Here is a 12,513-nt window from a genome sequence, read left to right as displayed (position 1 = left end):
ACGAAAATGGCAGGACCGGACAAATCAGACGCTGAAAGATCGGAGGATGTAAAAACCCTCCATAGCATGGGCTATGCCCAGGAGTTGGCTCGCCGCATGAGCGGCTTCTCGAACTTCGCTATTTCCTTTTCGATCATTTGCATTCTGGCGGGCGGCATCACGTCCTTCCCGCTGGCCATGGCGACCGGCAGCGGCTTCGAGGCGACTGTCGGCTGGGTCATCGGCGGCGTCTTTGCACTTGTCGTTGCCGCGTCCCTTGGCCAGATCGGCTCGGCCTATCCGACGGCCGGCGGTCTCTACCACTGGTCGTCAATTCTCGGCGGGCGCGGCTGGGGCTGGGCCACGGCCTGGATCAACCTGCTCGGCCTGGTCTTCGTCGTCGCCTCGGTCAATGTCGGCGTCTACGCGCTGTTCAAGGACCTTGTCTGGTCCGGCGTGTTCGGTAACGACGTCTCCGCGTGGGGCTATCAGGAGCAGGTGATCGGCGTTGTGATCATCACGGTCGCGCAGGCGCTGATCAACCATTTCGGTATCAGGCTCACCACCATGCTGACGGATTTCTCGGGCTACCTCATTCTGGTCGTCGCCGTCGTGTTGACCGCGATGTTCCTGATCTGGGGCGCAAGCTGGGATTTCTCGCGGCTCACCACCTTCGTCAACAACACCGGTGATCCAGGCGCAGGCTACGTTCCGACCGCACGGACGGCACTCGTCGCCTTCCTGATCGGCCTGCTCTACCCACTCTACACCATCACCGGCTTCGACGCTTCGGCCCACACGTCCGAAGAGACCCACAATGCCCGCGTGGCGGTGCCGCGCGGCATGATCCATTCGGTTCTGTGGTCGCTGGTGTTCGGCTTCGTCATGGCCGTTTCGTTCGTACTGGCCAGCCCCGATCTGGCAGCGACGGCCAAGGATGGCGCCAATGCCTGGTTCAATCTCTTCAACAATCTGCCGGCGCCATTCCTGCTGAAGAGCATCATTGCCATCGCGATCGTGCTGGCGAACTTCATCTGCGCGCTCGCCGGACTGACGTCGACCTCGCGCATGATCTTTGCCTTCGCGCGTGACGGCGGCCTGCCGGGTTCGTCGGTGTGGAAAACCGTCAGCCCGACATGGCGCACGCCCGTGGCGGCGATCTGGCTCGGAGCGGTGCTCGCAGTCGCAGCGACATTGTACTCGCCGGCTTTTGCCGCACTGGCGGCCGGCTGTGCATTGTTCCTCTACGTGTCCTACGCCATGCCCGTGGCCGCCGGCCTGCTTGCCGAGGGCAAGAGCTGGACCGAATTCGGCCCGTTCCGCCTCGGCATCTGGTCCAAGCCGTTCGCCGTCATCACGGTGCTTGGCGTTCTGGTGCTGATGTATGCCGGCATCCAGCCGCCCTTCGACATCCTGATCAACTATGCCATCGGCCTGATCGTTCTGCTGGTGGTTCTGTGGTTCGGCATCGAATCGCGCCGCTTCAAAGGCCCGCCGATCGGCGCCGACATTGCTCGCCGCGCTTCCGAGATCGCGGCCGCGGAAGCAGCCGTCGGCCAGACGGCAGGCTAACAGCAAAGACTAGATGCTCCGGCCGGCGCAAGCCGACCGGGGCAGGGCCGGCCAGCTAAGAATGCAAAGGGGACTACAATGGCAGCACCGGGTTATTCAGACACAGACAAGGCGGAAGACGTAAAGCACCTCCATTCCATGGGCTACGCCCAGGAACTTGAGCGGCGGCTAAGCCGCTTCTCCAACTTCGCCGTTTCCTTCTCCATCATCTGCATCCTGTCGGGCGGCATCAATTCGCTGGCGCAGGCAACGTCGGGCGCCGGCGGTATCGGTATCGGCATCGGCTGGCTGGTCGGCTGCTTCGTTTCGCTCACCTTCGCGGTCGCCATGTCGCAGATCAGCTCGGCCTATCCGACGGCCGGCGGCCTCTATCACTGGGGTTCGATCCTTGGCAATCGCGGCACCGGCTGGGTGACGGCCTGGCTCAACCTGCTCGGCCTGATCACCGTGCTCGGCGCCATCAATGTCGGCACCTGGACGTTCTTCATCGGCGCCTTCGGGCCGACGCTCGGCATCGAGGGTACGCTGACCAATCAGATGATTTTCCTGGTCATCATCACCGGCGCCCAGGCCCTGATCAACCATCTCGGCATCAAGCTGACTGCGAAGTTGACCGACTTTTCGGGCTACCTGATCTTCTTCGGCTCGATCCTGATTGCTGTCGTCTGCCTGTTCTCCGCCGAGACCTGGGATTTCAGCCGGCTCTTCACCTTCCACAACTACTCGGGTGAGGCCGGCGCCAGCGTCTGGCCGTCCGTCTCGAACGCCTGGGTGTTCGCTCTCGGCCTTCTGCTGCCGATCTACACCATCACCGGCTACGATGCTTCGGCACACACTTCCGAGGAAACCATCAAGGCGGCCTCATCGGTGCCGCGTGCGATGGTGATGTCGGTTATCTGGTCGGCGGTCTTCGGCTATTTGTTCCTGGCCGCCTTCGTACTGATGATCCCCAACATGGACGACGCCGCCAAGCAGGGTTGGAACGTGTTCTTCTGGGCCTTCGACCAGCGCGTCAGTCCCGGCCTCAAGGAGTTCGTCTACCTCGTCGTGTTCATCGCCCAGCTGTTGTGCGGCCTCGCAACCGTCACCTCGGCTTCGCGCATGATCTTTGCCTTCTCGCGTGACGGCGGCCTGCCGGGCTCGTCTGCACTGGCCAAGGTCAGCCCGACCTATCGCACGCCGGTGGCGGCGATCTGGACGGCGTCGGTCCTGTCGGTGCTGTTCGTCTGGGGTTCGACGCTGGTTTCGGTCGCCGGCACCTCGGCCTACACCATCGTCGTGTCCTGCACCGTCATCTTCCTGTTCCTGTCCTTCACCGTGCCGATCGTGCTCGGCATGGTGGCCTGGGGAACGCCGAAGTGGGACAAGATGGGACCGTGGAACCTGGGCCGTGGCATCTTCATGCTGTTCGGCGTTCTCTCGATCGTGTCGATGATCCTGATCTTCATCATCGGCATCCAGCCGCCGAACGACTGGGCGCTGTACATCACCGTCGGCTTCTTCATCCTGACGGCGATTGTCTGGTTCGCCTTCGAGCGCAATCGCTTCCAGGGCCCGCCGCTGGGGGACATCATCGCGGCACGTCAGGCAGCGATCAAGGCCGCCGAACAGGCGGTCGGCGAAACCGGCCACTGACGTCACCATCATGGCCATGGCCGGCGTGCAGCCGGCTATGGTTTCGTCCTCAACGACCAAGCACTGGAGTGCCAAAGGAAATGGCCGGAATTTTCTCGTTCGATCAGTTGAAGAAAGCGGTCTCCAGTGGCGAGATCGACACGGTGCTGGCCTGCATCGTCGACATGCAGGGGCGGCTCGCGGGAAAGCGTTTCCTGGCGCAGTACTTTGTGGATTCTGCTCATGACGAGACGCATGGCTGCAACTATCTGCTCGCCGCCGACATCGATATGGAGCCGGTGCCGGGCTACAAGGCGGCAAGCTGGTCGAAGGGCTATGGCGACTTCGTCATGAAGCCGGACCTTGCGACGCTGCGGCGGATTCCGTGGCTGGAAAAGACCGCGCTGGTGATCTGCGACGTGCTCGACCACCACACCCATGACGACCTTCCGCATTCGCCGCGCGCGATGCTGAAAAAGCAGGTCAAGCGGCTCACCGAACGCGGCTATATCGGCTACTTCGCCTCCGAGCTCGAATTCTACCTGTTCAACGAGACCTATGATTCCGCCCGCAAGAAGCACTGGCAGGGCCTCGATACCGCTTCGCCCTATATTGGCGACTACCAGATCGGCATCACCACCAAGGAAGAAGGCGTCATGCGCCGGCTTCGCAACGAGATGGAAGCGGCCGGCATTCCGATCGAGAATTCCAAGGGCGAATGGGGCCCAGGCCAGGAAGAGATCAATGTGCGCTATGCCGAAGCGCTCGACATGGCCGACCGCCACGTCATCCTGAAGAACGGCGCCAAGGAGATTGCCGAGTCCGAAGGCAAGTCGATTTCCTTCATGTCGAAATACAATTACGGGCTCGCCGGTAATTCCAGCCACATCCACAATTCGCTGTGGAGCGCCGACGGCAAGACGCCATTGTTCTTCGACAAGAAGGCGGACTGGACTTTGTCCACGCTTGGCCAGCAATGGGCGGCTGGGCAGCTCAAATATGCCAGGGAGTTTACCTGGTTCCTGGCGCCCTACATCAACTCCTACAAGCGCTTCCAGGCCGGCACCTTCGCACCGACCAAGATCATGTGGAGCGAGGACAACCGCACCGCCGGCTTCCGCCTGTGCGGTGAGGGCACCAAGGGCATCCGCATGGAATGCCGCATCGGCGGCGCCGACCTGAACCCCTATCTCGCTTTCGCCGCGCTGATCGCCGCCGGCCTTGCCGGCATCGACGAGAAGCTCGAACTGCAGAAGCCGTTCGTCGGCGATGCCTACCAGGCCTCGCGCCTGCCAGAGATCCCGAAGACGCTTCGCGACGCCACCGAGACGCTGGCCAAGTCGAAGATGCTGAAGCAGGCGCTCGGCGATGACGTGCTCGAACATTATGTCCACACCGCAAAGTGGGAGCAGTTCGAATACGACCGCCGGATTACGGATTGGGAACTGCACAGGGGGTTCGAGCGGTATTAAAACTTTATACAGCTTTAATGTTGACAATGTAGTGAAGTTAGTACCATATGGTACCTGTAAATTGCAGTGCGCTACATTGAGGAGTTTGCAATGTCCAAATATGCGCCGCTCAAGGACTTCCTCATTGCCCAAAATGTCGATCGCGTTCCGATGTCATTCGCCGAAATCGAGAGAGTGCTCAATCTGCCGCTGCCCGCATCGAAGCAATACCCTGCATGGTGGAGCAACAATCCGAGCAACAATCCCATGACAAGGGAGTGGCTTGAGGCCGGGTTCGAGACCGAATCCGTCAATATAGGGAGTGGGAAACTGGTATTTCGCCGCGTTCGCAAAGTGCCCATTTCGGCGCCGCCCAGTGGTAGCGTGCCTGCCGCGCCAAAGGAGGCGCGCGCGGATCGCCACCCCGGTTTTGGTTTCATGAAGGGCCTGATAACAATCGAAGCCGGATTTGATATCACCAAACCTTTCGATGACGAGCCATGGGACCGGGGCTATCTGGGCGGTGAGGCTGACGCGCGCGACGGCAAACTTGCGGTGCGTAAATGAGCGAAGAGCCAAACCTGCTTCTGGATACATGTGCGATGATCTTTGTCGCCAACGATAGTCTGATCGATCCGCACGCAAGCCGGGAGATTTCGGAAGCGGCCTATGACGGCCGTCTGTATCTTTCGCCGATGTCGGCATGGGAGATCGGAATTGGCGTAGCCAAGGGCCGGCTCAATCTGCCATTGGCGCCACTCGACTTCGTGGAGCGATTCATCGAGCGAATGTCGGCAAAGCTCAGCGCTATCTCACCAGCCATTCTGATTGCGTCATCCAACCTGCCCGGTCCGCCTCATGGTGATCCCATGGATCGGATACTGATGGCAAGTGCGAGAGCGTTGGACATGGTTCTGGTGACGCGTGACGAGCCCATCCTTCGCTATGGCCGCAATGGCCATCTGCGCACCCTAGCCTGCTAACTTGGAGTATCCTTTGGAAACCGTAAAACTCAAATCGCCCATCGATGGTTCGATTTACGCCGAGCGGCCGATCGCGACCGACCAGGCGATCAATGCCGCGGTCGAGCGCGCCAAGGCGGCGCAGGAGAAGTGGGCGCTGACGCCGATCGTCGAGCGCGGCAAATTTATGCTGGCGATGCTCGAAGCGCTGGTCGCGATGACCGACGAGATCGTGCCGGAGATCGCCTGGCAGATGGGGCGACCGGTGCGCTATGGCGGCGAGTTCGGCGGCGTCAGGGAACGCACCAATTACATGGTCGAGATCGCTGAAGCCGCGCTGAAATCCGTGCCGGCATCCAACCCGAAGGACGGCTTCCGACGCTATGTGAAGAAGGATCCGCTCGGCGTCGTCATGGTGATCGCGCCGTGGAACTATCCCTATCTGACCGCCGTCAACACCATCGTGCCGGCACTGATGGCCGGCAATACCGTTATCCTCAAACATGCGGCGCAGACGCTGCTGGTTGGCGAACGGTTCCAGCAGGCGTTCGACAAGGTTGGGCTGCCCAAGGGCGTGTTCCAGAATGTCGTGCTGAACCATGCCCAGACCGAGAAGCTGCTCGGCTCGGGCAAGATCGACCATGTCAATTTCACCGGTTCGGTCGGCGGCGGCCGCGCCATCGAGAAGGCGGCGGCCGGCACCTTCATGACGCTCGGGCTCGAACTCGGCGGCAAGGACCCGGCCTATGTGCTGCCCGACGCCAAGCTCGACCATGCGGTGGCCAATCTGGTCGACGGCGCCTTCTACAATTCCGGCCAGTGCTGCTGCGGCATCGAGCGCGTCTATGTGCATGAGAAGGTCTACGACCAGTTCGTCGAAGGTTTCATCGCCGAGACGAAGAATTATGCCGTCGGCAATCCGCTGGAACAGGCGACGACAATGGGGCCGATGGCTCAGGCGCGCTTTGCCGACCTGATCCGCGAGCAGAAGGCCGAGGCGCTGCGCAAGGGTGCAATCGCACACATCAATATGAAGGTGGCTAACGACAAGGCCGGCTCGCCCTATCTGGCGCCGGAAGTGCTGACCGGCGTCGACCACCAGATGAGCGTCATGCGCGAGGAAAGTTTTGGCCCGATCGTCGGCATCATGAAGGTGCGTAACGACGAGGAGGCGATCGCGCTGATGAACGACAGCCCCTACGGGCTGACCGCTTCGATCTGGACCGGCGATATCGAGCATGCGGTGGCGATCGGCGACCGCGTCGAGACCGGCACCGTGTTCATGAACCGCTGCGACTACCTCGATCCGGCGCTGGTCTGGACCGGCGTCAAGGACACCGGCAAAGGCGTTGCCCTTTCGGCGCTCGGCTACGACAATCTGACCCGGCCGAAATCCTTCCATCTGCGCGAAGCCATCTGATTTTTTGAAAGACAAGACATGTCCAAGCTGATCTCCAAATGGAACTACCCGACCACCGTCCGCTTCGGCGCCGGGCGCATCAAGGAACTGCCTGAGGTGCTCGCTGCCACCGGCATTAAGCGGCCGCTTTTCGTCACCGATCCGGGGTTGGCGAAACTGCCGGTCGTCGCTTCGACGCTGAAAATCCTCGACGACGCCAAGGTATCCTATGGCGTGTTCTCCGAGGTGAAGCCGAACCCGGTCGATTCCAACCTCACCGCCGGCATCGCCGTGTTCAAGAAGGGCAAGCATGACGGCGTCATCGCCTTCGGCGGCGGTTCAGCGCTCGATCTCGGCAAGCTGATCGCGTTCCAGGCCGGCCAGACGCGGCCGATCTGGGACTTTGAGGATGTCGGCGACTGGTGGACGCGCGCCAATTCGGATGCCATCGCGCCGATCATAGCCGTGCCGACCACTGCCGGCACAGGCTCGGAAGTCGGGCGTGCCGGCGTCATCACCAATGAGGCGACGCACACTAAGAAGGTGATCTTCCATCCGAAGCTTTTGCCGGCAATCGTCATTGCCGATCCGGAACTGTCGGTCGGCATGCCCGGCTTCATCACCGCCGGCACCGGCATGGATGCGCTGGCGCACTGCCTCGAAGCCTATTGCGCGCCGGGCTATCACCCGATGGCCGACGGCATTGCGGTGGAAGGTGTGCGCCTGGTGTTCGAGAACCTGCCCAAGGCCTACGCCAACGGCAAGGACCTTGTCGCGCGCGCCCACATGATGAGTGCGGCCGCCATGGGTGCTGCCGCCTTCCAGAAGGGTCTTGGCGCCATCCACTCGCTGTCGCATCCGATCGGCGCGCTCTACGACACCCATCACGGCATGACGAATGCGGTGTTCATGCCCTATGTCTTGGCCTTCAATCGCGACTCCATCGAGGAGCGGATTGCCCGGCTCGCTGCCTATTGCGGCATCAAGGGTGGCTTCGACGGCTTTGCCAAAGCGATCATCAAGCTGCGCAAGGAATTGAAGGTGCCGCATGCGCTGCCCGATCTGATCAAGGGGCTCGACATGGACAAGAAGCGCAAAGGGCTGATCGCCGACATGGCGGTGGTCGATCCGACCGCCGGCGGCAACCCGGTCAGGCTGACCAAAAAGGCGGCGCTGACGCTGCTCGAGAACACTATCGCCGGCACTGTCTGAGGCGGTTTCTGCGCCGGACGTGATCTAAAAACGAAGGGAAAGGAAGGGCAAGGGGGCAAAAAGCAAGGCAATAAACCATTAGCCGGGAAATTAAGTCGAGGCTAATTGCTACAGCCGGTTAAAAAGAGTTAACTTTTCGTACCGCCGGGGGCCAGTTTCAAAAAGCTTTCATCTGGCTGTCATATGAAACCGATACCGCATCGCAGGCGTCCAGGACGCCAGTTCAACGGAGAGAACACATGTTCAAGTTCACAGGGAAAGTGCTTTCCCTTTCGGCCGTCGCCCTCATGGCGACCTCTGCTATCTCGTCGGCCCAGTCCATGGATGAACTGGTTGCCGCTGCGAAGAAGGAAGGCCAGCTCACGACCATCGCGCTGCCGCATGACTGGTGCGGCTACGGCGCCGTCATCGACGGCTTCAAGGCAAAGTATCCTGAGATCACCATCAACGAACTCAACCCCGATGCCGGCTCCGGCGACGAGGTCGAGGCGATCAAGGCCAACAAGGACAACAAGGGCCCGCAGGCGCCCGACGTCATCGACGTTGGCCTGTCCTTCGGCCCGACCGCCAAGGCTGACGGCCTGATCCAGCCCTACAAAGTGTCGACCTGGGACTCGATCCCCGACAGCGCCAAGGATGCCGATGGTTACTGGACCGGCGACTACTATGGCGTGCTATCCTTCCTGGTGAACAAGGACCTCGTCAAGGAAGCGCCTGCTGACTGGGCTGACCTGCTGAAGCCGGAATTCGCCAACACCGTGGCGCTTGCCGGCGACCCGCGCGCCTCGAACCAGGCCATCCAGGCCGTCTACGCGGCCGGCATTTCCGGTGGTGCGGCTGCCGGCGAAGCTGCTGGCACTGCTGGTCTCGACTTCTTCAAGAAGCTTAACGCCGCCGGCAATTTCGTGCCGGTCATCGGCAAACCGGCGACCCTGGCACAAGGCCAGACGCCGATCCTGGTGACCTGGGATTACAATGCACTTGCCGGTCGCGACACGCTGAAGGGCAATCCGCCCGTCGACGTCGTCGTGCCCAAGACCGGTGTCGTTGCCGGCGTCTATGTGCAGGCGATCAGTGCTTTCGCACCGCATCCGAACGCTGCCAAGCTCTGGCTGGAGTATCTCTACTCCGACGAAGGCCAGATCGGCTGGCTGAAGGGCTATTGCCACCCGATCCGCTTCAACGATCTTGCCAAGAACGGCAAGCTCCCGGCGGACGTGATGGCCAAGCTGCCGCCGGCCGAGGCTTACGCTGCCGCGGTGTTCCCGACGCTGGACGAGCAGGGCAAGGCAAAGGAAGCCGTCACCAAGAACTGGGATGCCGTCGTCGGCGCCAACGTCAAGTAAGGCTTGAAACCAACCGGGCGGCCTCGCGGCCGCCCGGTGTTCCTCGGAGACGGTAGCCGGCGCATGACAGATATCTCGCTTTCCGATCACGCAGTTGCCGGGAAGACCGCGCCCCCCAGCGAGGCGCGTGCAATGCGACTGCCGACGCAATGGCTCGGCGTTGCGCCATTCTTCATCTTCGCCATCATGTTCCTGATCCTACCCACGCTCTATCTGATGCTGGGTGCATTCCAGAACGATGCCGGCGAATTCACGTTCGAAAACATAGCAGCACTGGCGCAGCCATCGATTGTCGCCGCCTACTGGATCTCGCTCAAGGTCAGCCTTTCCTCGTCGCTGATCGGCGCCTTCGCAGGTCTCGGCATCGCCATCGCCATCGTGCGCGGCGGCCTGCCGGAGTGGATACGTTCGGCGACGCTGACATTCTCCGGCGTGGCTTCCAATTTCGCCGGCGTACCGCTGGCCTTCGCCTTCATCGCCACGCTCGGACGCCTCGGTCTCGCCACGGTGCTGCTCAACACCGTGTTCGGCCTCAACATTTATGCGCACGGCTTCAACATCCTATCGTTCTGGGGCCTGACGCTGACCTATGTCTATTTCCAGATTCCCCTAATGGTGGTCATCATCACGCCGGCGATCGACGGCTTGAAGAAGGAGTGGGGCGAGGCTGCGGCGACGCTTGGCGCCACCCAGACGCAATACTGGCGCATGGTGGTCATCCCGGTGATCTGGCCGAGTTTCCTCGGCACGGTCATCCTGCTCTTCGCCAATGCCTTCGGCGCCATCGCCACCGCCTATGCGCTGACCGGCTCTTCACTCAACATCGTACCGATCCTGCTCTATGCGCAGATACGCGGTGACGTGCTGCACAATGCCCATCTCGGCTATGCGATCGCCTTCGGCATGATCGTCATCACCGGGCTGGCCAATGTCTTCTACATTTGGTTCCGGACGCGCTCGGAGAGGTGGCTGAAATGAAGTCCGGAAAATTCTGGGCCTGGGTCGTCTTCGGGCTGGGCGCGGCCTATTTCTTCATTCCGCTGATCGCGACGGTGGAATTTTCCTTGCGCATGCGGCGCGGCGCTTATTCCTTCGACGCCTATCAGATCGTGCTTGGCGACCCTCGTTTTCAGGCGACCTTTGGCTACTCAGTGCTTGCCGCCATCTTCACCATCATTCTGGGCGTGTTGATCGTGGTGCCCGCCGCCTACTGGATTCGACTGCGCCTGCCGCAACTGCGGCCGATCGTAGAGTTCATCACGCTGCTGCCGCTGGTCATTCCCGCCATCGTCATCGTCTTCGGCTATATCAGGATGTACGGTTCGAATTCGACGCTGCCGTTCCTGGCGACCGACATGGGCACAAATGCCTTGCTGGTCATCGGCTATGCAATGCTGGCGCTGCCCTACATGTATCGCGCGGTCGATACCGGACTGCGCACCATCGACGTCAGGACGCTGACCGAAGCGGCGCAGATCCTTGGCGCCGGTTGGGGCACGATCATTGGTCGTGTGATCCTGCCCAATGTGCTGATCGCCGTGCTGTCGGGCGCCTTCCTTACCTTCGCCATCGTCATTGGCGAATTCACCATGGCCAGCTTGCTCAACCGGCCCGCCTTCGGCCCCTATCTGCAAAACGTTGGCGCCAACCGCGCCTATGAGCCGGCGGCGCTTGCCATCATCGCCTTCGCCATCACCTGGGGCTGTATGTCGCTGATCCAGATCCTGTCCCGTTTCGCGCCGAGATCGGCGAACCGCCCGAACTGATCGACAAAGTACTGATCGAAAGAAAAAGCCATGGCCGAACCATTCCTCTCCATCCAGCATGTGCGAAAATCCTTCGGCGCCACCACCGTGGTCGAAGATTTCAATCTTGATGTCGAGCCGGGCGAGTTCGTATCCTTCCTTGGGCCATCGGGTTGCGGCAAGACCACCGTGCTGCGCATGGTCGCCGGTTTCGAAGAGCCGTCGGCGGGCAAGATCGTCGTCGCAGGCAAGGACATCACGAGGCTAAAGCCCAACCAGCGCAATGTCGGCATGGTGTTCCAAGCCTATGCGCTGTTCCCCAACCTGACGGTGGCGCAAAACATCGGCTTTGGCCTGAAGGTCGCCGGCATGCCCAAGGCGGACATCGACAGACGCGTGGCCGAGATGCTCGACATCATCAAGCTGCCGCAGATGGCCGACCGCTATCCCTACCAGCTCTCCGGCGGCCAGCAGCAGCGCATCGCGCTGGCGCGTGCCATCGCGCCGAAGCCGAAGCTGCTTTTGCTCGACGAGCCGCTGTCGGCGCTCGACGCCAAGGTACGTGTGTCGTTGCGCGAGGAAATCCGCTCGATCCAGAAGAAGCTCGGCATCACCACCATCTTCGTCACCCATGACCAGGAAGAGGCGCTGTCGATCTCCGACCGCATCGCGGTGATGTATGGCGGCAAGGCCGAGCAGGTCGGCACGCCGTTCGAGATCTACAACCGGCCGGCGACCAAGTTCGTCGCCAACTTCGTCGGCACGCTGAACGTGCTCGAAGGCAAGGTCACTGACGCCGCGGCCGGCACGGTGCAAGTCAACACGCAGGAAGTCTCGCTCAAGGGCAAGCTCAACGGCTCGAAGTCGGGCGACACGCTGTCGCTGGCGCTGCGTCCCGAGGCGATCTCGCTCGGACGCCAGCCCGGTCGCGATTCAAGCCTGTCGGGCGAAATCTCCGAAGTGCACTTCCTCGGCTCGGTCATTCGCGTTCGCGTCGGCATCGGCGGCAACACGGTGTCGCTCGACACCTTCAACAGCCCGGCAACGCCACCGCCGGCTGTCGGCGAGAAGGCCGACATATCGTTCTCATCGAGCGATATGCTGGTGCTGCACTAGCAAAGCAGCATCCTGGGGCGACCGAGGCGGTCGATTCAAGCTGGCGCGATGAACGGCCGTATCATTGCCGGACCCCGAGTGCTGGATAATCAACAGCATCTTGCCATCCAGCCACTG

Annotated in this window: 11 protein-coding genes; all 11 read left to right on the top strand. The window is 61.4% G+C overall.

Annotated features, from left to right (window positions below):
• The first annotated feature begins 6 nt into the window (after nt 1–6).
• The 11 genes from X730_RS161770 (at nt 7) to X730_RS161820 (ending at nt 12,396) form a co-directional block, all read left to right on the top strand.
• Nucleotides 7–1,551: an amino acid permease gene (locus X730_RS161770; protein WP_023691842.1), complete on the top strand. Its 1,545-nt coding sequence runs from the start codon at nt 7–9 to the stop codon at nt 1,549–1,551.
• 78 nt (nt 1,552–1,629) lie between these two features.
• Nucleotides 1,630–3,186 (top strand): amino acid permease, encoded by a 1,557-nt coding sequence (locus X730_RS161775; protein ID WP_023691841.1) that lies wholly within the window; start codon nt 1,630–1,632, stop codon nt 3,184–3,186.
• 80 nt (nt 3,187–3,266) lie between these two features.
• Complete coding sequence (locus tag X730_RS161780) at nt 3,267–4,637, top strand: glutamine synthetase family protein (RefSeq protein WP_023825467.1); 1,371 nt, start codon at nt 3,267–3,269, stop codon at nt 4,635–4,637.
• 90 nt (nt 4,638–4,727) lie between these two features.
• On the top strand, nt 4,728–5,183 hold the full coding sequence (locus tag X730_RS161785; RefSeq protein WP_023695631.1) for a hypothetical protein: 456 nt from the start codon (nt 4,728–4,730) through the stop codon (nt 5,181–5,183).
• On the top strand, nt 5,180–5,599 hold the full coding sequence (locus tag X730_RS161790; protein ID WP_031196520.1) for a type II toxin-antitoxin system VapC family toxin: 420 nt from the start codon (nt 5,180–5,182) through the stop codon (nt 5,597–5,599). The genes X730_RS161785 and X730_RS161790 overlap by 4 nt, the downstream gene beginning before the upstream one ends.
• Nucleotides 5,600–5,612: 13 nt before the next feature.
• Nucleotides 5,613–6,998 (top strand): aldehyde dehydrogenase family protein, encoded by a 1,386-nt coding sequence (locus X730_RS161795; protein ID WP_023701010.1) that lies wholly within the window; start codon nt 5,613–5,615, stop codon nt 6,996–6,998.
• Nucleotides 6,999–7,016: 18 nt separating this feature from the next.
• Nucleotides 7,017–8,189 (top strand): iron-containing alcohol dehydrogenase, encoded by a 1,173-nt coding sequence (locus tag X730_RS161800; protein ID WP_023683212.1) that lies wholly within the window; start codon nt 7,017–7,019, stop codon nt 8,187–8,189.
• A 239-nt stretch (nt 8,190–8,428) separates the two neighbouring features.
• Complete coding sequence (locus X730_RS161805; RefSeq protein WP_023671169.1) at nt 8,429–9,535, top strand: ABC transporter substrate-binding protein; 1,107 nt, start codon at nt 8,429–8,431, stop codon at nt 9,533–9,535.
• Between the two features lie 63 nt (nt 9,536–9,598).
• A complete protein-coding gene (locus X730_RS161810) occupies nt 9,599–10,513 on the top strand; it encodes an ABC transporter permease subunit (protein WP_023671170.1) in 915 nt (304 codons plus the stop codon).
• A complete protein-coding gene (locus X730_RS161815; RefSeq protein ID WP_023825466.1) occupies nt 10,510–11,301 on the top strand; it encodes an ABC transporter permease in 792 nt (263 codons plus the stop codon). The genes X730_RS161810 and X730_RS161815 overlap by 4 nt, the downstream gene beginning before the upstream one ends.
• A gap of 30 nt (nt 11,302–11,331) precedes the next feature.
• Nucleotides 11,332–12,396, top strand: coding sequence for an ABC transporter ATP-binding protein (locus tag X730_RS161820; protein WP_023686439.1), 1,065 nt, complete (start codon nt 11,332–11,334; stop codon nt 12,394–12,396).
• Nucleotides 12,397–12,513 lie beyond the last annotated feature (117 nt).

Source organism: Mesorhizobium sp. L103C131B0, from assembly GCF_000502275.1.
Taxonomy (GTDB): Bacteria; Pseudomonadota; Alphaproteobacteria; order Rhizobiales; family Rhizobiaceae; genus Mesorhizobium.
This window is presented reverse-complemented; position numbering and strand designations above follow the sequence as displayed.

Bases quoted from the DNA above. Each gene is read 5' to 3' on its own strand.
- X730_RS161770 (WP_023691842.1), top strand. From the start codon at position 7: ATGGCAGGACCGGACAAATCAGACGCTGAAAGATCGGAGGATGTAAAA.
- X730_RS161775 (WP_023691841.1), top strand. From the start codon at position 1,630: ATGGCAGCACCGGGTTATTCAGACACAGACAAGGCGGAAGACGTAAAG.
- X730_RS161780 (WP_023825467.1), top strand. From the start codon at position 3,267: ATGGCCGGAATTTTCTCGTTCGATCAGTTGAAGAAAGCGGTCTCCAGT.
- X730_RS161785 (WP_023695631.1), top strand. From the start codon at position 4,728: ATGTCCAAATATGCGCCGCTCAAGGACTTCCTCATTGCCCAAAATGTC.
- X730_RS161790 (WP_031196520.1), top strand. From the start codon at position 5,180: ATGAGCGAAGAGCCAAACCTGCTTCTGGATACATGTGCGATGATCTTT.
- X730_RS161800 (WP_023683212.1), top strand. From the start codon at position 7,017: ATGTCCAAGCTGATCTCCAAATGGAACTACCCGACCACCGTCCGCTTC.
- X730_RS161805 (WP_023671169.1), top strand. From the start codon at position 8,429: ATGTTCAAGTTCACAGGGAAAGTGCTTTCCCTTTCGGCCGTCGCCCTC.
- X730_RS161810 (WP_023671170.1), top strand. From the start codon at position 9,599: ATGACAGATATCTCGCTTTCCGATCACGCAGTTGCCGGGAAGACCGCG.
- X730_RS161815 (WP_023825466.1), top strand. From the start codon at position 10,510: ATGAAGTCCGGAAAATTCTGGGCCTGGGTCGTCTTCGGGCTGGGCGCG.
- X730_RS161820 (WP_023686439.1), top strand. From the start codon at position 11,332: ATGGCCGAACCATTCCTCTCCATCCAGCATGTGCGAAAATCCTTCGGC.